The sequence below is a fragment of the Pseudoalteromonas sp. H105 genome, from assembly GCF_001469215.1.
Classification (GTDB): domain Bacteria; phylum Pseudomonadota; class Gammaproteobacteria; order Enterobacterales; family Alteromonadaceae; genus Pseudoalteromonas.
In genome coordinates this window covers 231,942-257,710 of sequence record NZ_LOFH01000007.1, presented here as the reverse complement: position 1 = coordinate 257,710, position 25,769 = coordinate 231,942, and the positions used below count along the sequence as shown (strand labels likewise).

23 protein-coding genes, 1 tRNA gene and 1 rRNA gene are annotated in these 25,769 nt (G+C 41.0%); 9 read left to right on the top strand and 16 right to left on the bottom strand.

What is annotated here, in order from left to right; translation table 11 throughout:
• A 16S ribosomal RNA gene (locus ATS75_RS13705) occupies positions 1 to 506 on the bottom strand; the annotation flags it as partial.
• Positions 507 to 1,170: 664 nt separating this feature from the next.
• Between ATS75_RS13705 and ATS75_RS13700 the strand changes: the two genes are divergently transcribed.
• From ATS75_RS13700 to ATS75_RS13675, 6 genes are all read left to right on the top strand, one after another.
• The gene (locus ATS75_RS13700) at positions 1,171 to 2,010 is read left to right on the top strand and encodes a metalloregulator ArsR/SmtB family transcription factor (RefSeq protein WP_058560978.1); all 840 of its coding nucleotides are present in this window, start codon (positions 1,171 to 1,173) and stop codon (positions 2,008 to 2,010) included.
• Between the two features lie 14 nt (positions 2,011 to 2,024).
• On the top strand, positions 2,025 to 3,041 hold the full coding sequence (gene arsB, locus ATS75_RS13695; protein WP_058560977.1) for an ACR3 family arsenite efflux transporter: 1,017 nt from the start codon (positions 2,025 to 2,027) through the stop codon (positions 3,039 to 3,041).
• A 20-nt stretch (positions 3,042 to 3,061) separates the two neighbouring features.
• Positions 3,062 to 3,553 carry a dual specificity protein phosphatase family protein gene (locus tag ATS75_RS13690; protein ID WP_058560976.1) on the top strand — a complete coding sequence of 164 codons (492 nt, stop codon included), beginning with the start codon at positions 3,062 to 3,064 and terminating at the stop codon, positions 3,551 to 3,553.
• Between the two features lie 20 nt (positions 3,554 to 3,573).
• On the top strand, positions 3,574 to 4,584 hold the full coding sequence (locus ATS75_RS13685) for an ArsJ-associated glyceraldehyde-3-phosphate dehydrogenase (RefSeq protein ID WP_058560975.1): 1,011 nt from the start codon (positions 3,574 to 3,576) through the stop codon (positions 4,582 to 4,584).
• 5 nt (positions 4,585 to 4,589) lie between these two features.
• Positions 4,590 to 5,813, top strand: a complete 1,224-nt coding sequence (gene arsJ / locus ATS75_RS13680; RefSeq protein WP_058560974.1) for an organoarsenical effux MFS transporter ArsJ — start codon at positions 4,590 to 4,592, stop codon at positions 5,811 to 5,813.
• 116 nt (positions 5,814 to 5,929) lie between these two features.
• Positions 5,930 to 6,352 (top strand): BLUF domain-containing protein, encoded by a 423-nt coding sequence (locus tag ATS75_RS13675; protein WP_058560973.1) that lies wholly within the window; start codon positions 5,930 to 5,932, stop codon positions 6,350 to 6,352.
• A gap of 34 nt (positions 6,353 to 6,386) precedes the next feature.
• Here the strand turns inward: ATS75_RS13675 and ATS75_RS13670 are convergent.
• Both ATS75_RS13670 and ATS75_RS13665 read right to left on the bottom strand, forming a co-directional pair.
• Positions 6,387 to 6,463: transfer RNA gene (locus ATS75_RS13670), tRNA-Ile, on the bottom strand.
• 227 nt (positions 6,464 to 6,690) lie between these two features.
• On the bottom strand, positions 6,691 to 7,875 hold the full coding sequence (locus tag ATS75_RS13665) for an NAD(P)/FAD-dependent oxidoreductase (RefSeq protein ID WP_058560972.1): 1,185 nt from the start codon (positions 7,873 to 7,875) through the stop codon (positions 6,691 to 6,693).
• Between the two features lie 313 nt (positions 7,876 to 8,188).
• Here ATS75_RS13665 and ATS75_RS13660 point away from each other — a divergent pair, with 313 nt between their 5' ends.
• Entirely contained in the window at positions 8,189 to 10,312 is a 2,124-nt protein-coding gene (locus tag ATS75_RS13660) for a S8 family serine peptidase (protein ID WP_414858287.1), read from the top strand.
• A gap of 86 nt (positions 10,313 to 10,398) precedes the next feature.
• On the opposite strand, the gene ATS75_RS13655 is transcribed toward ATS75_RS13660, so the two are convergent.
• From ATS75_RS13655 to zapE, 13 genes are all read right to left on the bottom strand, one after another.
• Positions 10,399 to 10,872 (bottom strand): peroxiredoxin, encoded by a 474-nt coding sequence (locus ATS75_RS13655; RefSeq protein WP_058560971.1) that lies wholly within the window; start codon positions 10,870 to 10,872, stop codon positions 10,399 to 10,401.
• Between the two features lie 157 nt (positions 10,873 to 11,029).
• Complete coding sequence (locus ATS75_RS13650) at positions 11,030 to 12,394, bottom strand: Gfo/Idh/MocA family protein (protein WP_058560970.1); 1,365 nt, start codon at positions 12,392 to 12,394, stop codon at positions 11,030 to 11,032.
• 136 nt (positions 12,395 to 12,530) lie between these two features.
• Positions 12,531 to 13,604 carry a phosphotransferase enzyme family protein gene (locus ATS75_RS13645; protein WP_058560989.1) on the bottom strand — a complete coding sequence of 358 codons (1,074 nt, stop codon included), beginning with the start codon at positions 13,602 to 13,604 and terminating at the stop codon, positions 12,531 to 12,533.
• 49 nt (positions 13,605 to 13,653) lie between these two features.
• Positions 13,654 to 14,535: an NTP transferase domain-containing protein gene (locus ATS75_RS13640; protein ID WP_058560969.1), complete on the bottom strand. Its 882-nt coding sequence runs from the start codon at positions 14,533 to 14,535 to the stop codon at positions 13,654 to 13,656.
• 175 nt (positions 14,536 to 14,710) lie between these two features.
• Positions 14,711 to 16,780, bottom strand: coding sequence for a M13 family metallopeptidase (locus tag ATS75_RS13635; protein ID WP_058560968.1), 2,070 nt, complete (start codon positions 16,778 to 16,780; stop codon positions 14,711 to 14,713).
• Positions 16,781 to 17,039: 259 nt separating this feature from the next.
• Complete coding sequence (locus tag ATS75_RS13630; RefSeq protein ID WP_058560967.1) at positions 17,040 to 17,480, bottom strand: ClpXP protease specificity-enhancing factor; 441 nt, start codon at positions 17,478 to 17,480, stop codon at positions 17,040 to 17,042.
• Complete coding sequence (gene sspA / locus ATS75_RS13625; protein ID WP_058560966.1) at positions 17,480 to 18,106, bottom strand: stringent starvation protein SspA; 627 nt, start codon at positions 18,104 to 18,106, stop codon at positions 17,480 to 17,482. Before sspA ends, ATS75_RS13630 begins: the two co-directional genes overlap by 1 nt.
• Before the next feature lie 79 nt (positions 18,107 to 18,185).
• Positions 18,186 to 18,929 carry a cytochrome c1 gene (locus ATS75_RS13620; RefSeq protein WP_058560965.1) on the bottom strand — a complete coding sequence of 248 codons (744 nt, stop codon included), beginning with the start codon at positions 18,927 to 18,929 and terminating at the stop codon, positions 18,186 to 18,188.
• On the bottom strand, positions 18,926 to 20,191 hold the full coding sequence (locus ATS75_RS13615; protein WP_058560964.1) for a cytochrome b: 1,266 nt from the start codon (positions 20,189 to 20,191) through the stop codon (positions 18,926 to 18,928). The genes ATS75_RS13620 and ATS75_RS13615 overlap by 4 nt, the downstream gene beginning before the upstream one ends.
• Positions 20,191 to 20,781: a ubiquinol-cytochrome c reductase iron-sulfur subunit gene (petA, locus tag ATS75_RS13610; protein WP_058560963.1), complete on the bottom strand. Its 591-nt coding sequence runs from the start codon at positions 20,779 to 20,781 to the stop codon at positions 20,191 to 20,193. Before petA ends, ATS75_RS13615 begins: the two co-directional genes overlap by 1 nt.
• A 639-nt stretch (positions 20,782 to 21,420) precedes the next feature.
• The gene (gene rpsI, locus ATS75_RS13605; RefSeq protein WP_024600778.1) at positions 21,421 to 21,813 is read right to left on the bottom strand and encodes a 30S ribosomal protein S9; all 393 of its coding nucleotides are present in this window, start codon (positions 21,811 to 21,813) and stop codon (positions 21,421 to 21,423) included.
• An 8-nt stretch (positions 21,814 to 21,821) separates the two neighbouring features.
• Positions 21,822 to 22,250 (bottom strand): 50S ribosomal protein L13, encoded by a 429-nt coding sequence (gene rplM, locus ATS75_RS13600; protein ID WP_002957960.1) that lies wholly within the window; start codon positions 22,248 to 22,250, stop codon positions 21,822 to 21,824.
• 251 nt (positions 22,251 to 22,501) lie between these two features.
• Positions 22,502 to 23,590 carry a cell division protein ZapE gene (gene zapE, locus ATS75_RS13595; RefSeq protein WP_058560962.1) on the bottom strand — a complete coding sequence of 363 codons (1,089 nt, stop codon included), beginning with the start codon at positions 23,588 to 23,590 and terminating at the stop codon, positions 22,502 to 22,504.
• Positions 23,591 to 23,771: 181 nt separating this feature from the next.
• Between zapE and ATS75_RS13590 the strand changes: the two genes are divergently transcribed.
• Together ATS75_RS13590 and ATS75_RS13585 are read left to right on the top strand one after the other, a co-directional pair.
• Positions 23,772 to 24,215 carry a YhcB family protein gene (locus ATS75_RS13590; protein WP_058560961.1) on the top strand — a complete coding sequence of 148 codons (444 nt, stop codon included), beginning with the start codon at positions 23,772 to 23,774 and terminating at the stop codon, positions 24,213 to 24,215.
• Between the two features lie 127 nt (positions 24,216 to 24,342).
• Complete coding sequence (locus ATS75_RS13585; RefSeq protein ID WP_058560960.1) at positions 24,343 to 25,695, top strand: Do family serine endopeptidase; 1,353 nt, start codon at positions 24,343 to 24,345, stop codon at positions 25,693 to 25,695.
• Positions 25,696 to 25,769 lie beyond the last annotated feature (74 nt).

Here is a 25,769-nt window from a genome sequence, read left to right as displayed (position 1 = left end):
AGTTAGCCGGTGCTTCTTCTGTCAGTAACGTCACAGCTAGCAGGTATTAACTACTAACCTTTCCTCCTGACTGAAAGTGCTTTACAACCCGAAGGCCTTCTTCACACACGCGGCATGGCTGCATCAGGCTTTCGCCCATTGTGCAATATTCCCCACTGCTGCCTCCCGTAGGAGTCTGGACCGTGTCTCAGTTCCAGTGTGGCTGATCATCCTCTCAAACCAGCTAGGGATCGTTGCCTTGGTGAGCCATTACCTCACCAACTAGCTAATCCCACTTGGGCCAATCTTTAGGCGAGAGCCGAAGCCCCCTTTGGTCCGTAGACGTTATGCGGTATTAGCAGTCGTTTCCAACTGTTGTCCCCCACCTAAAGGCATGTTCCCAAGCATTACTCACCCGTCCGCCGCTCGTCAGCAAAGTAGCAAGCTACTTTCTGTTACCGCTCGACTTGCATGTGTTAGGCCTGCCGCCAGCGTTCAATCTGAGCCATGATCAAACTCTTCAATTAAAAGTTTTTTGTCTTTCGACAGCTCAATGAATTCTGAATTTATTTAATATCTTTCGATATTGAATTGACTGTGCTGCAATTCCTACCGAAGTAGTTATTGCTGTTGGTCACTCAGTTTCAATTGAGACTCTAAATTTTTTGCCTCACTACCTAAGTAGCTTGGCTGTTAGAACTCAATCTGTACGAGTGCCCACACAGATGATTGCTTTATATTGTTAAAGAACGTTGCGGTTAAAGTGTTTACTTTATCTCGCTAGGGCTGCGCATGTTACGCTTTCCATTTTTTTTGTCAATACTTAATTTTAAACTTTCTAAAAAATCTAAACTCAAGTTTTACTCGACTTACTGAGTAGCTGCTTGCCTCGCTAAGCGTTGCCTGCTCTGCCGTCTCAGTGGGGTCGCATTATAGGGAGAACAGATTTTTACGCAAGCATTTTTTTAAGTTATTTGTAATTAATTAGCATTTGGTACAATTTTCAAACGAACAGTGTAAAAACACAGCTAAACTAGCCACAAAACAACCCAAATATCCAAGTTAACTTTATAGTTGAACCTGATTCACACCGTTTAAAATAGAATTATTACTTTAAAAGGCCCCCTTGCACTTGAACATACACAAAATCGAATATACACTTTATTGCATATTAAGTATTAGGCGTTATTTATGAGTAATCAACCTTCAACTAAGCGTTCGGTTTTATTCCTTTGTACTGGTAACTCCGCTCGCTCACAAATGGCTGAAGCATTACTTCGTCACAAAGCAAGCGAGCTATTTGATATCTCCAGTGCAGGCACGTCACCAGAATTGATTGATCCCCGCACCTTAGATGCGCTTGAAAAGTTTGGTTTGACTATAGATGACCTTAAATCTAAAAGTGTCGATGAGCTCTCAGACCAAGAGTTTGACTTTGTTATCACCCTTTGTGATAAAGCAAATCAAGAATGCCGTAATTTCCCTGGTGCCAAGGCGCAATTAGCTTGGGACTTTCCAGACCCTAAAGAACGAAGTTGTAACAACCCTTTTTCTACTACATTAAGTGAATTAAATAATCGCTTGTCTATGTTTCTACTTTTAGAAAGTAAAAACCAGCCAAATAATGAGACGGCATCAAGCCAACGTATTGATGAACAAATCTCTGAACTTGATACCTTTACGATTGATCCTATTTCATTTTATAAGTGCTTAACTGACGAGATACGCATAAAAACATTGATGCTTACTAATTATCACGGCGAGCTATGTGTATGCGAATTGATGGAGGCTCTACAAGAAAACAGTCAACCCAAAGTGTCGCGTAATTTAGCTGTTTTAAAGCGAGCGGGTATTATCATTGATAGAAAGCATGGCCAATGGGTATTCTATAGAATTAATCCGGACCTACCGATATGGACTAAAAAAGTGATCAGTGAAACAACTGAAAACAACCTTCCTCTTATATCTAACAACCTGGACAACCTCGCAAACATGCGGAACCGCCCAAGTAAAACCGACTTTTGTCGCTAATATAGGAGATCACAATGGGAATTTTTGAACGATACTTATCTCTTTGGGTTGGCCTAGCCATCGTCACTGGTGTTGTGCTTGGCCAGTGGCTGCCTGATGTATTTCAAATGATTGCTGATTTTGAAATAGCCCATGTAAATATTGCCGTTGCAGTTTTTATTTGGGTGATGATCTTTCCGATGATGGCGCAAATTGATTTTTCGTCAATTAAAGATGTAGGTAAAAACCCAAAAGGCTTAATCCTTACGCTGATCATCAACTGGTTCATTAAACCCTTCACTATGGCTGCGCTTGGCTGGTTGTTCTTTAATTTTATATTTGCCGACTTAGTTGATGCACAATCTGCGCAAGCGTATATAGCAGGCATGATTTTACTGGGTGTTGCACCGTGTACTGCCATGGTATTTGTATGGTCGCAACTCACTAAGGGTGATGCTAATTACACGCTAATTCAAGTATCTGTTAATGATGTAATTATGATTTTTGCATTTGCACCTATATCCGCCCTGCTGCTAGGTGTTAGTGATATTCAAGTACCGTGGGAAACACTACTTATATCTGTGGTGTTATATGTATTACTGCCATTAACTGCGGGAGTGCTTGCCCGTAAGGCTTTAAATAAAGGCCAAGATGAGCATGCACTTGAACAATTTTTAGCTAAGTTAAAACCATGGTCTATGGTTGGGCTAATAGCAACGGTGGTTTTACTATTTGGTTTTCAAGCGAATACGATTATTTCAGAGCCACAAACGATTGTACTCATTGCTATTCCACTGATTATTCAAACATACGGTATTTTTATCATTGCTTATGCTGCCGCTATTTGGATGAAATTACCACAAAAAATAGCCGCGCCTTCTTGTTTAATTAGTACTTCAAACTTTTTTGAACTCGCTGTCGCGGTCGCTATTTCATTATTTGGTTTACACTCTGGCGCAGCACTTGCCACCGTTGTTGGAGTATTAGTAGAAGTACCTGTGATGCTATCGCTGGTTGCAATCATAAACCGCACCCACCATTGGTTTAAATAAAGATAAAAGAGGATTTTATAATGCAACTTCACCCGTTTGACACATTAACTTTAGATAATGGTGCAAAACTTATTTTTACACCTTGCCCTGGTACTAAACAAGCATCCCTTGAAGAGTCCGTACATACACTTAAACAAGCAGGGACCAGCATGTTACTGACACTGATGTATGATCATGAAATGGCTAAAAATAGCATAGAGCAACTCCCAACACTTTGCACTGAGCATGGTATCACTTGGTTACAACTGCCTATATTAGATGATGAGGCACCAGCAAAAGAGTTTGAAGTGAAGTGGCTACAATATAAAGAGGCTATTCTCGACGCTGTCAATAACCAAGCAACTATTGCGGTACATTGTAAAGGCGGTACAGGCCGCACGGGCTTAGTAATTGCACTTATTTTACTTATTCATGGTTGCCCTAGCGACAAAATCATGCAGCAGGTACAGCAAATAAGGCCTAAAGCACTTAGAAATACGTTTCAACTTAATTATTTTAATTCACAGTTATAATCGAAACTAAGGAATACACAATGACGATTAAAGTAGGTATAAATGGTTTTGGCCGTATGGGTCGCTTGTCTATGCGTGCAGCGTTTGATTGGGATGATATAGAAATCGTCCACATTAATGATCCTGCTGGTAACGCTGAAACTTTCGCTCATTTAATGACATTTGATTCAGTACACGGCAAGTGGCATCACGAAGCAAGCCACACCAACAATGCCATTATTATAAACGGTAAAGAAATTGGCTTTAGTCAAAATACTAAAACACAAGAGACTGATTGGTCGCAATGTGATGTGGTAATTGAAGCGTCCGGTAAAATTAAAACTAAAGCACGACTGCAAGCTTACCTTGCTCAAGGTGTAAAGCGCGTTGTGGTGACAGCGCCGGTAAAAGAAGACGGTATTTTAAATGTTGTGATGGGTGTAAACGACCACCTTTATAATAAAAATACTTACCCAATCGTAACGGCTGCATCATGTACAACAAACTGCTTAGCGCCTGTTGTTAAAGTTATTCATGAAAAAATTGGCATCAAACATGGTTCAATCACCACGATTCACGACATAACAAATACTCAAACAATTATTGATGCCCCACATAAAGACTTACGCCGTGCGCGTTCATGTGGCACGAGTTTAATTCCTACCACTACAGGGTCAGCAACAGCTATCACGCATATTTTCCCTGAATTAAAAGGCAAATTAAACGGTCACGCGATTCGCGTACCACTGACTAATGCATCAATCACTGATTGTGTGTTTGAACTTGAACGCGGCACAACGGTCGATGAAGTTAATACCTTACTTAAAGATGCAGCCGCGGGTGAGCTTAAAGATATTATGGGCTATGAAGAGCGCCCGCTTGTGTCTATCGATTATAAAACTGACCCTCGCTCAAGTGTTATCGATGCTCTTTCAACCATGGTGATCAACGAGACACAAGTAAAACTCTACGTGTGGTACGACAATGAGTGGGGTTATGCAAATCGTACGGCAGAACTTGTGCGCAAAGTTGGCTTAGCTGACAAGGAATAAATACCGTGGACCGATTGAAAGCACTCCCCCCACAAATAAAGCAATACTTAATAATTACTGGTAATTATTGGGCATTTACCCTTACTGATGGCGCATTGCGTATGCTGGTTGTTTTGTATTTTCACCAGCTAGGTTATAGCCCTATTAGCATTGCCATGCTTTTTTTGTTTTATGAAGTTTTTGGGGTGATCACTAATTTAGTGGGTGGATGGCTTGGTGCACGATTCGGTCTCAACAAAACCATGAATATTGGCTTAGGCTTGCAAATTGCTTCCCTAGCCATGCTCATGGCTCCCGTTGAATTGCTTACAGTATTGTATGTTATGGTCGTGCAAGCATTGTCTGGGATCGCAAAGGATCTCAATAAAATGAGTGCAAAAAGCGCGATTAAGCTTCTAGTCCCGCCAGATGCACAAGGACAATTATACAAATGGGTGGCTATTTTAACGGGGTCGAAAAATACGCTGAAAGGGGTTGGTTTTTTCTTAGGTGGGTTATTACTTACCTTACTAGAGTTTCATGGTGCAATACTTAGCATGCTAATTATGCTGTGTTTAGTCTGGGTATTTAGCCTATTCACATTAAAAGAAGATTTAGGCAAAGCTAAAAATAAAGCTAAGTTCAGTGAATTATTTTCAAAGAGTAAAGCTATCAATGTGCTATCTGCAGCAAGGCTATTTTTATTCGGGGCAAGAGATGTCTGGTTTGTTGTTGCTTTGCCTGTATTTTTAGCCGCAACGTTTGACTGGGATCATTGGTGGGTGGGTGGCTTTATGGCCTGCTGGGTTATCGGCTATGGCATAGTACAATCTTTTGCACCTGCCTTCACGGGGAAAAAATCAGGTCATCCTTCTAGTGGCCGTAGTGCATTTTTGTGGGCCTGCTATCTAAGTGTTATCCCAATAATGATTGCATTGGCATTACATTATAACGTCTATATTCAAGCATCCATTATTATCGGCCTACTTTTGTTTGGTGCTGTATTTGCAATAAACTCATCATTACATAGCTACTTAATTGTGAGCCTTGCCGATAGTGATGGCGTGTCATTAGATGTTGGGTTTTACTATATGGCGAATGCCATGGGCAGACTTATTGGAACTATTTTATCTGGTTGGGTATATCAAATGTATGGGCTAGAAGCGTGCTTATGGATCTCAAGTAGTTTTATTGCAATGGCAGCAATATTATCTTTATTTTTACCTCAATCACACAATTATCAGCAATGATGAGTGTGCATACGCTGACTAAATGCTAAAAACGGGTAACTAAGTAGGCATTTTTTTAGCTTTTTAACCAAAGTATCGTATATTTAAAGACAGTAATTAACTACAGAGTTGCACCCATGTTCCTTACTCGTTTAATTTACGCAAGCCGAATTACAGAAAGCTTTTCAAACTCTAGCATTGAGCACATTATCAAAAAAGCATCTGAGGATAACGTCAAAAATCACATAACAGGCATGTTATGTTTTAATAGTAACTATTTCTTGCAATGTTTAGAGGGATCACGCACGCAAGTAAATCAAACCTATAAACGAATTTTAAATGATGAACGCCACACTGACATAACCCTGCTTTGCTATGATGAGATTGCTGTTAGGGAGTTTGCTAACTGGTCAATGGGATATGTACCTTCTTCAAGCCTCAGCAGCCCTATAAACCTTAAGTTTTCCGGCGGCAGTGATTTTAATCCATATAAAATATCAGGAGACAGCGCATATAAAATGATGTTGGAGTTAAAAAGATTATTGCCATCAATAGAATGAATAGATTTAGAAATAAACGGAAGATTTTTTAAAGTGGTGGCCCCTCCCAGACTCGAACTGGGGACCTAACGATTATGAGTCGTGTGCTCTAACCAACTGAGCTAAGGGGCCACTTTTTATTAGCGTGTTATACACAGCTAAATTTTGAAGCGTTTAGTCACTTGATTGACTAAAGCGGGTTGCAGTATAAAAAGTTTTTACTGGCTTGTCACTAGCAAAAACCTTTATTTTAACAATCTGTAAGCCAACTGCCTAAATAGTAATCGCCACAATGCGTTATAGTGGTGTTTATAGCAATTTTAGCTTTAAAAACCACCTTCAAAGCACATAACACAAAGTTAGCAGTATTGCCCTGCTGCAAAACCACAACTCCACGCATACTGAAAATTATAGCCGCCCAGCCAACCCGTTACGTCGGTTACTTCACCAATAAAGTACAGACCTTGGGCTTTTTTCGCTTCAAAGGTTTTTGAACTAAGTTCGTCGGTGTCTACGCCGCCGAGTGTAACTTCTGCGGTGCGATAACCCTCTGTTCCGTTAGGCTTGATTTTCCAGTTATGAATGTAACTAGCTAGTTCGTCAATTTGGCTATGAGTGAGCTGATTTACGTTGCAATCAGGGATTGCTTTGCTTTCATGTAAAATTTCAATAAAGCGTTTTGGTAAAATAGTCGCGAGACTATTTTTTAATGATTTTTGTGCTTGGGTTTCTCGCCATGTTGCTAGCTGCTCTTTTAAATCAAGCTCTGGCAATAAGTTTATTGATACCGCCTGGCCCGCACGCCAAAACGAGCTTATTTGTAATATAGCAGGGCCGGATAAACCACGATGAGTAAAGAGAATATTTTCTTTAAAAGTCGTGCCATCTTCGCTACTAACAATACATGGAATACTAATACCTGATAACCCTTCAAAGCGATCTTTATCATGTTGGTGCAAGGTAAATGGTACAAGAGCGGCCATGGTAGGTAATACTTTTAAGCCAAATTGTTCAGCAATTTTATAGCCAATTGGTGTGGCACCCAACTTTGGCATTGTTAAACCACCAGCAGCAACTACCAATGATTCACACTGATAGGTTTCTTGCTCTGTAATTACCTGATATCCAGTATCAGTTTTTGCAACATTTATTACTTCATTACGAAGCGCAACATTTACCCCTGCCCACTCGCACTCAGTTAGCAAAATATCAACAATGTCTTGTGCACTGTTGTCGCAAAATAACTGCCCAAGCGTTTTATGGTGATAGGCTAAACCATGGCGATCGACCAATTCAATAAAGTCATGCTGGGTATATCGACTTAGGCATGATTTAACAAAATGAGGGTTGCCACATAAGTAGTTTTCAGGGCTGGCATTTTCGTTGGTGAAGTTACAACGTCCTCCTCCGCTTATCAAAATTTTACGCCCAGGCTTTTTCCCCATATCAAGTACTGTAACATTGCGTCCGCGGTAACCAGCTTGTGCAGCGCACATCAAACCTGCGGCACCGGCACCAATCACTATTACATCTACTTGGGTCATTTACTTATCTCGTTGAAGTTTTTTTGGATTATAACAAACTTAGCGCAACAAACTGAGATGTATTTAACTATTAAATTAATCACAATAAAGATTTTATTGGGATTATCACAACCTGAAAAGCAATACTTTAAGACCAAACAAATAGCCATTATTAAATACAAAACCACTATTTAGCCATTTAAACTTCTCTATATAACTAAAATGGAGACAGACATAACGAAACGTTATTTTCACCTTTTTAACAGATCGTTTACTTTTGTACCCCTTCACAAGTATTCATTGTGAAGTAATAAATAACAATCTAGGGATAATTATGACAACAACAAGTTTTAAAAAGTGTGCATTAGCGCTCACATTGGGTACGCTATTTACTGCAACGACTAGCATGGCTAATCCTAGCCAATCAATCATGCCATCAATGGCTGAAACAACGGCAAAACTTCAGGGCCAAGACCCTTTAGGTACGCGTTTCATTATCAAATATAAAAACAATACAAGTGAAATGGCGACACTTTCGGCTGTGGATGCTAGCCCACAGATGATGAACAAAAAAGCGCAAGGGTTTGTTAAAAACTTTACAAGTAAAAAAGGCAAAGTAAAAGCACAGTACGTTCGTGCTATGGCTTTAAACAATCACCACGTTATGCGTGCAGACAAAAAATTAAGCGCTTCTGAAGCACAAGAATACATGCAAGACGTTATCGCAACCGGTAACGTCGAGTATATTGAAATTGACCAAATGCTTAAACCATTTGCAACGCCAAACGATCCTCGCTATTCAGATCAGTGGCATTACTTTGAACAAGCCGGTGGTTTAAACTTGCCAACTGCATGGGATACAGCCACAGGTAGTGGCGTAACGGTTGCAGTACTTGATACGGGTTATCGCCCACACATTGATTTAAATGGTAATATTTTACCTGGCTACGATATGATTTCAGATACATTTGTAGCAAATGATGGTGGTGGCCGTGATAGTGATGCACGCGATCCAGGTGATGCGGTTGCTGCTGGCGAATGTGGCAACAACGGTGCTCAAGGGTCAAGCTGGCATGGTACTCACGTTGCTGGTACAGTTGCAGCCGTTTCAAATAATGGTGAAGGTGTTGCCGGTGTTGCTTATGACGCGAAAGTTGTTCCTGTTCGTGTGCTTGGCAAATGTGGTGGTTTAACATCAGATATTGCTGATGGTATTATCTGGGCTTCTGGTGGTTCTGTTTCTGGGGTTCCTAGCAACGCAAACCCTGCAGATGTCATTAATATGAGTCTGGGTGGTAGCGGTTCATGTAGTTCAACAACGCAATCTGCAATCAACCAAGCACGTGGCAATGGTGCTGTTATTGTTATTGCCGCTGGTAATGACAACGATAACTCAGCGAACTACAATCCAGGTAACTGTAGTGGCATAGTTAATGTTGCATCGGTTGGCCGTAACGGTGGCCGCGCATACTACTCAAACTACGGTAGTAACATCGATGTTGCAGCACCTGGTGGCGCACAAAGTTTTGCTAATGATTCTGAAGGCGTGCTTTCAACACATAACTCAGGTTCATCAAGCCCTTCAAGCGATAGTTATCATTACTCACAAGGTACGTCTATGGCGGCACCTCATGTTGCAGGTGTAGCTGCTCTAATTAAGCAAGCTAAGCCGTCTGCAACTCCGGATGAAATTGAAAGCATTCTAAAATCAACAACTCGTTCATTTGCTGCAACATGTAACAATTGCGGAACAGGTATTGTTGATGCTGCCGCTGCGGTTGCAGCTGCAACAGGTGGTACACCACCACAACCAGGCGGTAATGAATTGCTAGATGGACAAGCACAAACCGGCTTAAATGGCGCTGCTAGCAGCGAAACTTTCTACACAATGACTGTCCCAAGCGGTGCAACCAATGTGACTTTCACTATGAGTGGTGGTACGGGTGATGCTGACTTATACGTACGTGCAGGCAGTGCACCGACAACTTCAACCTATGATTGTCGTCCATATAAAGGTGGTAACAGCGAAGAGTGTTCTATCGATAACCCTACAGCAGGCACTTACCACGTAATGCTACGCGGATACTCTGCCTATTCTGGCGTAAGTTTAGTCGGTAACTTAACAACGCCTGGCGGTGGTACAGGTACTCCGCAACCAGGTGGCGGTACAGTTGAAAATGTATCAGCAAATGCAGGCCAATGGAAACATTATACATTAGATGTTCCAGCAGGTATGGCAAGCTTTACTGTGACAACGTCGGGCGGTTCAGGTGATGCTGACTTATTCGTTAAGTTTGGTAGTCAGCCTACATCGTCAAGCTATGATTGTCGTCCATATAAAAATGGTAATGCTGAAACATGTACATTTAGCAACCCGCAAGCAGGTACTTGGCACATGAGCGTTAACGCCTACAGAACCTTCTCTGGCTTAACGATTGATGCACAGTATCAACCTTAAGTAATAAAAGAGAAGCCTAGTTTATTAGGCTTCTCTTTAACCAGTTCCCCTGGTAATTTTTAGCCGAGCTTTGCTCGGCTTTTTTGCTAAAGTGTAGCTAACACAGCCTCAGCACGGCTCACTGCAAAATCTTTATCTTGCTCAACATACAAACCAGTCACGGTTTGATTTTCTACAACCATTGCATAACGCGTTGAGCGCACACCACCAAACCCAGCAGTGTCTTTGTCTAAACCTAAAGCTTTAGTGAAACTTGCATCACCGTCTGCCAGCATGTCAATTTCTTGCGCATTATGCTGCTCACCCCATGCCTTCATAACAAAAGCATCGTTTACTGATACACAATAAATAGCATCAATGCCTTTGGCTTTAATTTTATCTGCAAGCGCAATAAACTCAGGCAGATGTGCATTTGAGCACGTTGGAGTAAACGCACCAGGTACTGCAAATACAACGACTTTTTTGCCTAAAAAAAGCTCATCACTGGTAAGGGTTTGCAGCCCATCTTCTGTTAATTTTGTTAGGCTAACTGATGGTAATAACTTACCTTGAGTAATCATATTCTTTCCTTTACTGTTTCATCATGTGTGAAGATTTTTTAATGTTTGAAATTAAGTGTAATGTACCAGCCAAGGCATTACTATTAATGCCATCATAGAAAACAAAATTCACTTTCAACTGGGGGTTCCCTCTCTGTTATCATGAATTTGAGTGCACTTAACTTACAATTCCCAAAGGTTGAGCTGTTTTCCATGCACCTCGCGTAAAATCAGGAATATCCACTGATGAACTTCGATTACTCACTGACTGAGCTGATAGTGGCGAAATAACTGACCATGCAGCGCCATCGTAAACATCTTGATCGAGTGCTTCACCATTTCGTAAGCAATAGATCATGCGCCAAAACATCAGGAAGTCCATACCACCATGCCCGCCATTTCGTTGCGCTTCTTCGCCCATCTTAACCCACAATGGATGATCGTATTTTTTATACCATGGAGCCATGTCATGATCCCACTCATGAAAGCTCTTTTCACTTCCCTTTTCAAGTGCGATTCTATTTGGAAAGCCAGCAAACACACCATTTGTCCCTTGAATCAAATTATGACGAGAGTAAGGCCTTGGTGTCGTTGTATCGTGCTGTACCATAATGCTTCGACCCTTCACTGTTTTGATAAGTGTCGTGTTCATATCTCCGGCAATATAATTAAGCTGATTTCGCTGGTGATCTGATGGGAACTCTTGCTCTGCATATGCTTTTCGGCCAAGCGCAGGTGAACTCATAGAGGTTAAAAAGTCAAAGCGATCGCCTCTGTTGATATTCATGTACTGAGAAACGGGGCCTAAGCCATGAGTTGGATATAAGTTTCCATCACGCTCTGCATGCCATTGTGTACGCCATGAACCTGTTTTATGCGCTACCTCTTTCATTTGCCAACGAAGCTCATGAATATAAGCGGCTTCACCATGCAGTAGCTCACCAAATAGTCCTTGGCGAACCATATTAAGCACCATTAACTCATCACGCCCGTAGTTAACGTTTTCCATCATCATGCAGTTCTTTTGCGTACGCTCTGCCGTATCAACAATTTGCCACATTTCCTCTACAGTTAACGCTAAAGGCACTTCAACAAATGCATGTTTACCGCTATTCATGGTGTCGATCGCCATAGGTGCATGCCACACCCAAGGCGTGGAAATGATGACAATATCGATATCATCACGCTCAAGCATTGTTTGGTATGATTTATCTGCGCCTGAATACAATGCTGGCTTTGCTAAACCTCTTTCTGTTAGGTAATTTGATGAACGCTCAAGTACTTCTTCATGAGTATCACATATCGCAACGATTTGAGTGCCATCGATGTGACTCATTCTTTTGACGTGGCCAAATCCACGCTGGCCAACACCAATAAACCCAACCCGCACAACATCCATTTTGGGGGTAATTAAACCGATGACTGACTGCCCTTGTTGCGAAGGAATGATAGGAGTATTAGATGTTGCGCAGCCGGCTACAACGCTGGCTGCGGCAGCTGCACTGGCGGCCTTCAAAAAGTCGCGGCGATTAAACTGTTTCATTATTTTTTTCCTTGATTAACCTCACTTTAACTTACCTAAAATAGGTGTAGAGGTAAAGTCGACCAAGGTAGTTAACAAAAATATGAGATGAGGTAAGAGAAGTGAAGCCTAGCGCACGACACACTAGGCTTATTTATTATACGTCGCTTATTATTGCTTTGAGCGTTTGCTTTTTCGAAAGAATATCACGGTAAAGTGCAAACTGATTTTGAGCACGTTCGAGATTATGTGTTGCATGTTTAGTTGCAAAGTAATTGTCGCCATCGATGTAGTCAGTTAAAAAGCGCAAACCGATCATAAAGGTCATCACTTTTGTACCCAACCAGAAGCTTTGCTTCTCTGCATCGGTAATTAGCCCTTTTAGAGGTTCGAGATAGCCTTTTACCACAGCCGCAAAAATCTCTTCACGCACACGCACATTATCTAAGTTCGTTGAATCTTCTTCTTCTGGTGAACAAAAAGTACGTACCATATCGCCAAAATCATACAGCCAATAACCAGGCATGCAGGTATCTAAATCAATAACCGCTTTAGCCGTATGTGATTTATTACAAAACAACATGTTATTAATTTTTGTATCATTGTGACAAGGCCTAACAGGCACATTGCCCACCAAGGCTTTTAACTCATCAATCAAACCAAACTGAGACAAGCAAAAATCAACCTCAGACTGACAACTTGCTAAACGCGAAACCGGATCTTTTTCAATCACCGCTTTTAAGTTTTTGCCTCGCATGGCCAAATTATGAAAGTCAGGAATAACATGATGAAGTTGTTCAGCATCAAAATCTTCTAATGCCGCTGCAAACTGTCCAAATGCATTGGCGGCAACTTCTGCTTGTGAAGTATTAGATACTACGTCTTCACTATAACTGCCGCCAATAAATTCGAGGGCACGCCAGACACCTTCATCACAATCAACTAAGAATTCACTTGAATGAGTGGGTACATGCCTAATAATATCTAACTCATAATCTCCTGATTGGTGCTTTTTAGTTAAATGGCGCTCAATAAGTCGGGCATTCTTAACTAACATATCGGGCTCAGGAAACACTTCAGTATTTAACTTTTGTACTACCAAGGACTTTTCCGGCATTGTTAATAGCATCGTGCTATTAATATGGCCGTTACCGATTGGTTTTATGCTTACGCATTCAGCGCCAAGCCCAAAGCTTTCTGACAACTGCACTGCAACTGGGTCTAACTTCATACCTATTTCACTATTTTCGTGCCCAGAAAAGGGCTGGGATGGGATTACCTCATCCATGGCGTAGTTCATATAATTTCCCCGCAACATCCTGTAACTCAGACTTATAAGTCACGCCATACCACGACTCTTGGGCCGTATAAACGCACACTTTTTGTTTATTATTAATAATTGATTGCTGTATTTGATCGGGTAAATAATACTCCCTTTTGACATCGCTGTCATCCATTTCTAAAAACGCATTAAAGCCACGCTCCAAATGTTCAAATAAAGACGGCGTAATACCCCAAAAACTCATTGAGCTTAAGGCGTCTAAAGCTACTTTTTTACGTTCGCCTGATGCGCTAATGCCGGTTAACTCTGTATCGCTTTTAGTTATATTTAAGTACTCCTCCACCTCTTGTAAGTAACCACTTTTAACTTGGCAAATCCCTCTATTAACACCACCTTGTGCTGATAATGTGTCTTCGATAGGGTATCCGACCATGGCCCAACTTTGTTGAGACTTAAAATGATTACTGAGTATTTTGAATGACGAAGCACCGTAGTAGTCATCCGCTGTGATCACAATAGCAGGATTTTTAATGTGCTGTTTGGCACATAATAATGCGTGACCTGTCCCCCAAGGTTTCACTCGTTGATTTGCTAATTCAACAAAGCGCTGTGGGACTGAATCAATGCGCTGCTCAACCAGTATCACTTCGAGCCCTTGCGGTAATCGAGGTACAATTGTGCTTTCAATTTCGGCTCTAACAGCTTGGTTAATAATAAGTACAACTTGAGTAACCCCGACTGAATATGCATCAGCGATACTTAACTCCATTATTGTACAACCTAACCCAGTGACTTCTGCTATTTGCTTATTGCCACCAAAACGACTACCTAGACCGCCCGCAAGCACAACCAAGCTTAACGAATGCGTATTTCCGTCCATGCCAAACTCTTATAATGTGTATTACGAGGAATTGTATCAGTTTTCATTGATAGGTCTAGCTGAACGCATAGAGGAAATAACAGCGACACAATAAAAACGGCGGCTTGATCAGCCACCGTTTAGGCACTTTGCTTAACACTGAAGCATGAATAATTTAGTATTTATTCCAAAACTATTACCAAATTTTTACGCGTTCTTCTGGTTTTATGTACATTTCGTCACCTTCTTTGACATCAAATGCTTGATAAAATTCTGGCATGTTAGACAAAATTCCGATTACACGGTAATGGCTTGGTGAGTGAGAATCTGTCATGAGTCGGTTGCGTAACTCTTCATCACGATATTTACGACGCCAGATTTGTGACCACCCCATAAAGAAACGCTGATCCCCCGTGTAACCATCAATGATGGGGGCTTTCGTTTCACCTAGAGATAACTGGTATGCGGTATAAGCAACAGTTAATCCACCTAAATCACCAATATTCTCACCTAAAGTAAGCTCGCCATTCACGGGGGCATCTTCAAATGGTTTATATTCATTATATTGTGCAACAAGCTGTGCTGTTCGCTCTTCAAACTGTTTTAGGTCTGTGTCGCTCCACCAGTTACGTAGATTACCATCTCCATCATATTTTGCGCCTTGGTCATCAAAACCATGGCCCAATTCATGACCAATAACCGCACCGATAGCTCCATAATTAACTGCATCATCAGCCTCTAAATTAAAGAACGGTGGTTGTAATATCGCTGCTGGAAATACGATTTCATTATTAACAGGGTTATAATATGCGTTAACCGTTTGTGGCGTCATATGCCATTCAGACCGATCAACAGGCTGGCCGAGCTTCGCGGTCATATCAGCATACGACCATTCACTATAACGAATATAATTGCCAACTAAGTCATTCGCTTTGATTTCTAACTTAGAATAATCTTTCCATTTGTCAGGGTAACCAATCTTAGGCGTAAACTTGTCCAGCTTTTCTTTTGCTGCCAATTTTGTTTCGGGGCTCATCCATTCAAGATTTTCAATAGCAACGCTATAACCGCGGATCACGTGATCGACTAACTCTTCCATTCGTGCTTTGGCTTCAGGTGGAAAGTTTTCTTTAACGTAAACCTTACCAAGAATTTCACCCAAAACGTTATTAGAGGCATCCACCGTTTTCTTCCATAATGGCGCTTGTTCTTTTACGCCTCTCAAGGTGGTGCTATAAAAGTCAAAATTTAAGTCAACTAAGTCTTTGTTTAAGAACCTTGCATGATTACTAACAAAATGAAACTTTAGGTAGTTTTTCCATGTGTCTAAATCCGTACTGTTATAAATATTGGCAAACTTTTCAAAATAGCTAGGCTGGCCAATAATAATATCAGCGGAGTCTACTCCAGAGGCTGTAAAATACGCCTCTAAGTCAAACGAACCCGTTAACTTGCTTGCATCAGCGATGCTCATCTTATTGTATGATTTGGTTGCATCACGGCTTTCTACCCTGCTCCATTGAGCCTGTGCAATCATTTTTTCTAACGCTAAAATAGTGTGTGCGGCCTCTTGCGCATTGTCTACATTTGCTCGTTCAAGTACAGCAGTAATGTATGCCTTATACTCTTCTCGTATTTTACTAAATTTTTCGTCATCTTTTACATAATAATCACGATCAGGTAAACCTAAACCTGACTGATAAGCATAAAGAGCATATTCACTCGAATTTTTAGCGTCATTGTTAACATACCAACCAAACGGTACGCTACCACCTTGAACTCGCAACTGAGCCATTAACGTGACTAAATCACTTTTTACTTTAACATCATCAATATTCATTAACACTGGCGATAACGGTTGAATCCCCAAAGCTTCACGTTGGGCTTCATTCATATAGCTATTATAAAATGCGGCTAATTTGAATTCATCTGTACCAGCTTGAGCTGCTTTGTTCGCTGCTGCATTTTCCAATACGGCCTTCATTGCTTTTTGAGAGTCGTCATATAGCTGGGTGAAAGAGCCATAATTAGATTTATCACCGGGAATTTCTGTCGTCTTTAACCATTCACCGTTCACGTGATAGTAAAAGTCATCTTGCGCTCGCACTGATTTATCTATATTTGCTAGTTCTATTCCTGAGTCTAATTGCTGCTCATGTTTAACCTGCACTTGAGATGCTGATGTTTCTGATTGTTGTTTTTCACCACATCCTACCAAGCCCAACGCAAGTGCAATACTTGCTGCCGTTAGCGTTACTTTTTTCATGGAATTCTCGTTTATTAGCTATTATTTGAATATTTAGAAGCAATAACTTCATTGTTCTATTCGCTTCCAACATCTTAAACCTGAACTATCAAACAATAAATGGCTTAGCACAGCCTATCGACATTAATGTGTAACAAAGTTTATCAGTTAGCGTGTAATGCAATTCATCGCAGGGCTGTTGTACACATTACTTCAACCATCTATAAGTTTGCAGACACAAAAAAACCGCTAAAAAGCGGCTTTTTATATTATTTACGTTTTATTTTACAACACGTAAATGGGAACCTTTTTTCTTGTCAGGTTTAGATGACACAGGCTCATCAATGATTGGTTCATCAACTAATTCAACCGTCTCTGGCTGTAGTGCAAAATCGTCTTCGTCCTCTAAAAACTCTTCTGCGGTAAATACTGTTCCTTCACCGTTTTCACGTGCATATATTGCAAGTACAGCACCTATTGGTACATATACTTGCATTGGTTGACCACCAAATCGAGCATTAAAACTCAATTGTTGGTTATCCATTGAAAACTGTGTAACGGCTGACGGGCTTACATTCAATACAATTTGACCATCTTGAACAAATTGCGTTGGAATTTGCACTGCAGGAAAATCAGCATTCACAACAAGATGTGGTGTACACTGATTATCAACAATCCAATCAAAAAATGCACGAAGCAAATAAGGACGATTAGAGGTCATTACAAACGGATCTCGCGCTCAGCTTCTGTCAAAGAAGCTTGGAAAGATTCACGTTCAAATAAACGAATCATGTACTCTTTCATTTCTTTAGAGCCTGCACCATTTAGCTCAATACCAAGCTCTGGTAAACGCCATAATAATGGTGCTAAGTAACAATCAACTAAACTGAACTCCTCGCTCATAAAATATGGCGCTTCAGTGAAAATTGCTGATACAGCCAAAAGTGCTTCTGTAAGCTCTTTACGTGCTTGAACAGACTCTGCGCCGTTAGCATAAATCTTTGCTGCTAGGCTATACCAATCAGTGTCGATACGGTGCATCATTAAACGGCTACGACCACGCATTACCGGGTAAACAGGCATTAGTGGAGGGTGAGGAAAACGCTCATCAAGGTATTCCATGATGATGTTTGCCTGATATAAACCAAGCTCACGGTCAATCAGTGTGGGCACTGTACCGTAAGGGTTAATTTCGTGAAGTGCTTCTGGCAGATTATCCTTTTCAGCCAAATGAATATCTACACTTACACCTTTTTCTGCAAGTACAATGCGTACTTGATGACTGTACATACAGTTAGCACCAGAAAAAAGGGTCATTACCGGGCGCTTATTGGCAGCTACGGCCATGCCTACCTCCATTATATAACTAAAACAGCAATAGGGGCTTAAGCCCCTATTGCAAAATTACCTTTAAATATGTTCAAGATTAATGAACATCTCTCCAGTATTCTTTTTTCAGCATGAATGCCAAGATAAAGAGGATAATTAAGAATCCAATTACCTTAATACCTAACGCTTCTGACTCAAGACGTGTAGGTTCACCCACATACTCAAGGAAGTTAGTTAAGTCACGAACCGCTTGGTCGTATTCATCCACACTCATTTCGCCACTACCATCTGTCTCAATGCCGACGACTTTAGTCACTTTCTGACCGTTTTCTTCAACTTCTTCAACAATAGGTGTTGGCAAACCCTGCAATTCTTGCAGAACGTGCGGCATACCTACCGATGGAAATAGCGTATTATTTACGCCAAATGGACGAGATTCGTCTTTGTAAAATGATTTCAAATAAGTATATATCCAATCACTTCCACGAACACGTGCAACATTAGTCAAATCAGGTGGCGCTGCGCCAAACCATTTTGCTGCATCATCTTTTGCCATCGAATTGGTAATGTGGCTACCGACTTTTGAACCATCAAAAATAAGCTGCTCTTGGCCAACTTCCGTTGGAATACCAATATCACGGAAAGTACGTTCATAACGCTGATACTGCATTTGGTGGCAACCAAGACAGTAGTTCATGAACAACTTAGCGCCGCGTTGTAAAGATGGTTGATCAGAAATGTCGTTACCAGCTTCCATTAAAGGAACTGACGGACCTGCCGCCATTGCAGGTAACACGTTTACTGATAAAGCGAATAAACCAATAAGTAGTTTTTTCATCATTTCGTTAACCTCTCAGGCAATGGCTTAGTTTTTTCATTCTTACTGTAAACAAATAACAGTACGAAGAACATAAAGTAAGTCACAGTACAGACTTGCGAAACAATCGTTTTAAAATCAGTTTGTGGTGTAGCACCAACCCAACCTAAAAGAACAAAAGTAACAACAAAACCTGCAATGTTCCATTTGTGGAAACCACAACGGTAACGAACTGAACGAACCGAACCACGGTCAATCCAAGGTAATAATGCTAGCACAACAATTGATGCACCCATTGCAGCAACACCCATTAACTTATCAGGGATTGCACGCAAGATTGCATAGAATGGCGTGAAGTACCAAACAGGGAATATATGCTCTGGTGTTTTAAGCGGGTTAGCTGCTTCAAAGTTTGGCGCTTCTAAGAAGAAACCACCCATTGCTGGCATAAAGAATACAACCCAACAGAACAAGATTAGGAAACCAACTACACCCACAATGTCTTTCACTGTGTAATAAGGGTGGAACGGTATCGCATCAATAATGTCTTTCTTATCTGTATAGTATTCATGGAACTTAAATTTAGGCTTATCTTCTTCTGCCACTGTTCCCTTCTTACGTTTGTTATCAATGCCGTCTGGGTTGTTTGAACCCACTTCATGCAGTGCAACAATGTGTAAGAATACTAAGATAACAATTACCAATGGCAATGCAATTACATGCAATGCAAAGAAGCGGTTAAGCGTTGCACCAGAAATTACGTAGTCACCACGGATCCACAGTGTTAAATCATCACCAATAACCGGTATAGCACCGAATAGTGAAATGATTACCTGCGCACCCCAGAACGACATTTGGCCCCATGGTAATAAATACCCCATGAACGCCTCAGCCATTAGAGCTAAGAAAATGAACATACCAAACAACCACAGTAATTCACGCGGCTTTTGGTAAGAACCGTAGATCATGCCACGGAACATATGAAGGTATACAACAATAAAGAATGCTGATGCACCGGTTGAATGCAGATAGCGTAAAAGCCAGCCATACTCAACATCACGCATGATGTATTCAATAGAAGCAAACGCCCCTTCTGCTGAAGGCACGTAGTTCATTGTCAACCAAATCCCAGTTAGGATTTGGTTTACTAGTACCAGCATGGCTAGAGAGCCAAAGAAGTACCAGAAATTAAAGTTTTTAGGTGCTGGGTACTGTGCAATATGCATGTTCCAAACACGTGTCATTGGGATACGGTCGTCTATCCAATCAACAATTTTACCAAACATTAGGCCACCCCTTGTTCTTCGCCCACTAAGATAGTGGTCTCATCAAGAAAAGTATAGGGTGGAATTTCTAGGTTTAATGGTGCTGGTACCGATTGGAATACACGGCCAGCCATATCAAATTTAGAACCATGACATGGACAGTAAAAACCGTCTTCAGTCCCTTCCACTTTCTCACCAAAACCACCTTGAAGGAAGCTTGGTGAACACCCTAAATGCGTACAAATACCCACAGCGACAAAAATCTCTGGGCGTATTGAACGGAAATCATTCGTTGATGATTCTAATTGTTGTGGCTCTTGCGATTGCGGATCACGAAGTTGGCCTTCGTGAGCTTTCATCTGCTCAAGCATTTTTGGGGTCCGTGATACAACCCATACAGGTTTACCACGCCACTCGACACGTATTAATTGTCCTGGCTCAAGTTTGCTGATATCTACTTCTACAGGCGCACCCGCAGATTTAGCTCGCTCACTTGGATTCCAAGACGCAATAAAAGGAACAGCAGCCCCAGCCGCACCAACACCACCAACAACAGAGGTAGCTATGGTTAAAAAGCGACGTCGGCCATTGTCTACAGGCGCATTGCTCATCCACTTATCTCCACTATGATTCCCAACACTTGCTATATTGAGAACATCAGTTACAGCAGGTTAATTTTTCGAAATTTTAAAATAGAAGCGATCATAATTAAAACCCATTATTAAAACAAGGTTATTAACAGCCTCATGCTCGAATAATCCTGACTTTATCAAAAAGCTGATTAAGTTAGCTCGAGCATAGAGCCGTCTCTATGATATAACTTTTACAAAAACAATATACTGACCAAGATCAACCTCACTAAGAGGAAGCAGATAAACTGCACACGGTGCTGTTGAACTCACTCACATTACTTGCCAGACAATTGTAGCAAAAAAATCCATCAATTAACTGATGGATTTACACTTATTACGATAATTATTGAACTTTTTTTAAAGTTATACGCATCAAATGGACAACAAGATTAATTAATGAGCTGTTATTAAGAGGGTTTAAGTTTTTATGGTGGGTATGAGCGACTCATTGATGAACGCTTTAATACTCTGAAAGCTTGAACGAAACCGAGTGTTTCCGAGTTGAGTTTTTATATTTTCAATATACGTTTTCATTTTAAAATTTCGGCACTAATATTTTATCCAGAAAACAAAAAACCCAGCCGAAGCTGGGTTTTTGGAATTCTGTAAAACGTAATATTAACGTTTTGAGAACTGTGGACGCTTACGTGCTTTCTTAAGACCCACTTTCTTACGCTCAACTTTACGCGCATCACGAGTAACGAAACCGGCTTTACGAAGTTGTGGACGTAGTGACTCGTCAAACTCCATAAGTGCACGAGTGATACCGTGACGGATTGCGCCAGCTTGACCAGTAGTACCACCACCTGCAACAGTGATGTGTAAGTCAAACTTTTCAGTCATATCTACAAGCTCAAGAGCTTGACGAACAACCATGCGTGCTGTTTCGCGACCAAAGTACTCTTCTAAAGAGCGCTTGTTGATTACGATGTTACCAGTGCCTGGGCGTAAGAATACGCGAGCACTTGAACTTTTACGACGACCTGTACCGTAGTATTGATTTGCCATGATAGTGCTCCTTAAATGTCTAGAACCTGAGGCTGTTGTGCAGCATGGTTGTGCTCAGTACCCGCGTAAACTTTCAGTTTACGGTACATAGCGCGGCCTAAAGGACCACGTGGCAACATGCCTTTAACAGCTTTTTCGATGATCATTTCAGGCTTTGCAGCTTGAAGTTTATCAAAAGTAGTAGACTTAAGACCACCTGGGAAACCAGAGTGAGCGTAGTAAACTTTATCTTTGAATTTGTTACCAGTTACAGTAACTTTCTCCGCGTTGATAACGATGATGTAATCACCAGTATCTACGTGTGGAGTATATTCAGCTTTGTGCTTACCGCGTAGGCGATGAGCGATTTCAGTAGCGATGCGACCTAAAGTTTTACCTTCAGCGTCAACTACGTACCAGTCACGTTTTACTGTTTCTGGCTTAGCAACAAACGTTTTCATTTATAAAAATCCAATGTTTTTCAATTAAAACCACAGGTAATTATTATTAATTACCGCTCTAAATGTTTGCTCCAACCCCTTCGAGTTTAAGACTTTTGCGCCATTCAAAAGAGGCTAAGCTAATGAAGGCAATAGAACGCAACGTGGCAGACGCGGGAGTATACCAGCACTTAAACCACATTGCTACCTAGCGCTTGTTTTTTCCACAAGAAATTTAAGTGCTCTATCTAATTAACCAAAGTTCAGGTTGATTAAGCTAAATGCTCTCTTGCAAGATACTCCAGTGACTGCATTTCTTGTAACCGACTAATACAACGCTTGAACTCAAAGTTTAGATTCCCTTGAGTGTAAAGTTCAGTGATCGGTTTTTCTGCTGAGATGATTAATGTGACATTACGTTCATAAAACTCATCGACTAATGCGATAAAGCGGCGCGCGGCGTCATCGTTACTTTGTCCAAGCTGTTTTACATTTGATAAAATAACCGTGTTATACAAGCGGCTTATTTCCATATAATCTACTTGGCTACGGGCCGTTTCACATAACTCAGGGAAATCAAACATAACAATACAATCTGATACTTTACGAGTTTTAATCATTCGCCCTTCAATTTCTATCGCTGTATCCAATACACCGGGCTCAGGGGATAACTTATCAAAATATTCAAACAAATTATTATCAGCCTTTGCATCTAGTGGACTATGAAAAATTTCAGCCTGTTCGAGTGTCCGAAGGCGATAATCTACCCCCGAGTCAACATTAACGATCTCGGTATTTTGATTCACTAACGCAATTGCAGGTAAAAAGCGTGCACGCTGAAGTCCATTGCGATAAAGCTCATCTGGTACAATATTAGACGTAGCCACTAAAACAATGCCACGTTCAAAGAGTGCTTCCATTAGCCCCCCCAACAACATAGCGTCGGTGATGTCTTGCACAAAAAACTCATCAAAACAGATAATATCAGTCTCGGACTTGAATATATCTGCAACGACTTCAAGTGGATTGGATTTATTATGTAATTTTTTTAACTCATCATGAACACGATGCATAAACCGGTGAAAGTGCACGCGCATTTTTCGCGTTCCAGGCAGGGCCTCATAAAAGGTATCAACTAAGTAGGTTTTTCCGCGCCCTACGCCTCCCCAAAAATACAACCCTTTTATTGGCGGCGTGCTATCTTTATTAAAGAGCTTTGCAAACCAGCTTTTTTCAGCTGGATTTGCAGCTGTTAAATCATCGTATAACCGCTGTAGATGACGCACTGCATTTTCTTGTGCAGCATCGTAAACAAAGTCATCGCGCTGTAAATCTTGTTGGTACTTTTGCCAAGGAGTCATAGGTAGTTACAATAAAATACGGTTTAATTTACGCAATATATTAACACGCATCGTAACTCGGGGTATATTAGTCGCAGTAAGATTTATTTAACCTGACCTCAGGTTATCAAAGGACGTATCGAATTATTAATCGTGCGGACTATTGTCAGTTATTTTTGCATTTCCCAAAGGGGTGAATTTTATGGGTACAATTACTTGGGTGGGTATTATCGTAATCGTTGCTGTAGCGGCTTTCTTTCTTGGTGCATTTGTTACCAAAAAACAATTTAAGCAAGACGAACTTGAACAACAAGCTGAACAAGCTAAGCATGCTTTGGAGCAATACCGCCAAGACGTTGCAGATCATTTAGCAAGCACAGGTAAGTTAGTTAATCGTATGAAAGACAATTATGATCAACTGCTAAACCACGTCGATGAAACCAATAAGTTATTACTCAACGATAAAAAGCAGCACCCTGCTGAACCTTTTTTCTCAAAAGAAACCACCGAGCAACTACAACGTTCTTTAAAAGAACGTCAAAGTGACCGCTCATCGGCTCATGCTCAACCTGCAGATTATGTATCCGGTGAGTCAGGTTTATTTGTAGGTGAAGACAAAATTTCGGAACAATCAAAAGCATCTTGAGGAACTTTTTTTTGACCCCATAGTCTTTAGATATAACAGCTTTATATAATATCTATACCTTTATGAGGCTGCTATATGCAGCCTTTTTAGTTTTTACTTTTTCTGTGATGTGGAGTAAACCTTGACTATGAAAATGAAATTATCGTTAATCAGCGCAGCCGTATTATCTGCGAGCATATTATTAACCCCTGCAGTTTCAATGGCAAAAATGCCAGTTGCAGTAAATGGTCAACAACTACCAACCTTAGCGCCAATGCTAGAACAAATCACCCCAGGGGTTGTCAGTATACAAGTATCAGGCTCAAAAGAAGTACGCAGACGCGCAGACCCCCTTGACTTCTTTTTCGGTAACCCTCAACCGCGCAGCCAAAAACGTGAATTTAGCGGGTTAGGGTCTGGCGTTATCATTGACGCTGAAGAAGGTTATGTTGTCACCAATAATCATGTGGTACAAGATGCCGAAAAAATGCTTGTTACACTTGAAGATGGCCGTGAATATGAGGCTAAGCGTATCGGTAGTGATAAAGAATCCGACATTGCATTATTACAAATTGATGCCGATGACTTAGTCGAAATCCAACTAGCCAATTCAGATCAACTGCGTGTTGGCGATTTCGCCGTAGCCATAGGAAACCCATTCGGCTTAAGCCACACTGTGACATCAGGCATTGTTAGTGCTCTCGGCCGCAGTGGCTTGAATATTGAAGGTTATGAAGATTTCATTCAAACTGATGCTGCAATAAACCAAGGAAATTCAGGTGGGGCATTAGTGAACTTAAATGGCGAACTAATTGGTATAAACACCGCTATTTTAGGTGCATCAGGAGGCAATGTAGGTATTGGCTTTGCAATTCCATCTAATATGATGAAAAACCTAGTCGATCAACTTGTCGAACATGGTGAGACACGTAGAGGCTCTTTAGGTATTTCAGGTCGTGCGCTTGACGCTGGCCTCGCTAAAGCGCAAAAGCTAGATGTAAAGCAAGGCGCCTATGTTATGCAAGTAATGGACGACTCTGCAGCAAATAAAGCAGGCATTAAAGCGGGTGATGTAATTACTAGCGTCGATGGCACTAACATCAGCGGATTCCATGAACTGCGCAGTAAGATTGCAACACTCGGCGAAGGTAAAAAAGTAAAATTGGGTATTTACCGTGACGGTAAAGTAAAAACAGTGAATGTAACCCTTGATGGAGCTTCAGGTCAAAGCGCGGCGGGTGATGAATTACACCCTGCCTTCAAAGGCGCAACGTTAGAAACCACGCAGAAAAATGGTATGAAAGGCGTAGAGCTCACATCCATTGACCCTCGTTCACCAGCCGCACGTGTCGGCTTAGAAGAAGGTGACATTATTATGCAGGTTAACCGTCAACGCGTAGAAAATATTAGAGATATGAACAAAATTATCGAAAATACGAGAGGTAATATTGTTCTTGGCGTACAAAGAGGGCGCGAATCTGTGTTTGTACTGATTCAATAATATAAATATCGATTAAATAACTGAATTAATGACAGCGGCACTTGCCGCTGTTATTTTTTTTGTGCCAAAATAAA

What these genes read in the sequence shown, in the direction of transcription:
- ATS75_RS13675 (WP_058560973.1), top strand. Translation starts at nt 5,930, where the DNA reads ATGTTCCTTACTCGTTTAATTTACGCAAGCCGAATTACAGAAAGCTTT.
- ATS75_RS13655 (WP_058560971.1), bottom strand. Translation starts at nt 10,872, where the DNA reads ATGATTACTCAAGGTAAGTTATTACCATCAGTTAGCCTAACAAAATTA.
- ATS75_RS13650 (WP_058560970.1), bottom strand. Translation starts at nt 12,394, where the DNA reads ATGAAACAGTTTAATCGCCGCGACTTTTTGAAGGCCGCCAGTGCAGCT.
- sspA (WP_058560966.1), bottom strand. Translation starts at nt 18,106, where the DNA reads ATGGCCGTAGCTGCCAATAAGCGCCCGGTAATGACCCTTTTTTCTGGT.
- ATS75_RS13585 (WP_058560960.1), top strand. Translation starts at nt 24,343, where the DNA reads ATGAAAATGAAATTATCGTTAATCAGCGCAGCCGTATTATCTGCGAGC.
- ATS75_RS13665 (WP_058560972.1), bottom strand. Translation starts at nt 7,875, where the DNA reads ATGACCCAAGTAGATGTAATAGTGATTGGTGCCGGTGCCGCAGGTTTG.
- ATS75_RS13590 (WP_058560961.1), top strand. Translation starts at nt 23,772, where the DNA reads ATGGGTACAATTACTTGGGTGGGTATTATCGTAATCGTTGCTGTAGCG.
- ATS75_RS13630 (WP_058560967.1), bottom strand. Translation starts at nt 17,480, where the DNA reads ATGACCTCTAATCGTCCTTATTTGCTTCGTGCATTTTTTGATTGGATT.
- ATS75_RS13635 (WP_058560968.1), bottom strand. Translation starts at nt 16,780, where the DNA reads ATGAAAAAAGTAACGCTAACGGCAGCAAGTATTGCACTTGCGTTGGGC.
- ATS75_RS13615 (WP_058560964.1), bottom strand. Translation starts at nt 20,191, where the DNA reads ATGTTTGGTAAAATTGTTGATTGGATAGACGACCGTATCCCAATGACA.
- arsB (WP_058560977.1), top strand. Translation starts at nt 2,025, where the DNA reads ATGGGAATTTTTGAACGATACTTATCTCTTTGGGTTGGCCTAGCCATC.
- ATS75_RS13700 (WP_058560978.1), top strand. Translation starts at nt 1,171, where the DNA reads ATGAGTAATCAACCTTCAACTAAGCGTTCGGTTTTATTCCTTTGTACT.
- petA (WP_058560963.1), bottom strand. Translation starts at nt 20,781, where the DNA reads ATGAGCAATGCGCCTGTAGACAATGGCCGACGTCGCTTTTTAACCATA.
- ATS75_RS13685 (WP_058560975.1), top strand. Translation starts at nt 3,574, where the DNA reads ATGACGATTAAAGTAGGTATAAATGGTTTTGGCCGTATGGGTCGCTTG.
- ATS75_RS13645 (WP_058560989.1), bottom strand. Translation starts at nt 13,604, where the DNA reads ATGAAGTTAGACCCAGTTGCAGTGCAGTTGTCAGAAAGCTTTGGGCTT.
- ATS75_RS13690 (WP_058560976.1), top strand. Translation starts at nt 3,062, where the DNA reads ATGCAACTTCACCCGTTTGACACATTAACTTTAGATAATGGTGCAAAA.
- zapE (WP_058560962.1), bottom strand. Translation starts at nt 23,590, where the DNA reads ATGACTCCTTGGCAAAAGTACCAACAAGATTTACAGCGCGATGACTTT.
- ATS75_RS13660 (WP_414858287.1), top strand. Translation starts at nt 8,189, where the DNA reads ATGACAACAACAAGTTTTAAAAAGTGTGCATTAGCGCTCACATTGGGT.
- rplM (WP_002957960.1), bottom strand. Translation starts at nt 22,250, where the DNA reads ATGAAAACGTTTGTTGCTAAGCCAGAAACAGTAAAACGTGACTGGTAC.
- ATS75_RS13640 (WP_058560969.1), bottom strand. Translation starts at nt 14,535, where the DNA reads ATGGACGGAAATACGCATTCGTTAAGCTTGGTTGTGCTTGCGGGCGGT.
- ATS75_RS13620 (WP_058560965.1), bottom strand. Translation starts at nt 18,929, where the DNA reads ATGATGAAAAAACTACTTATTGGTTTATTCGCTTTATCAGTAAACGTG.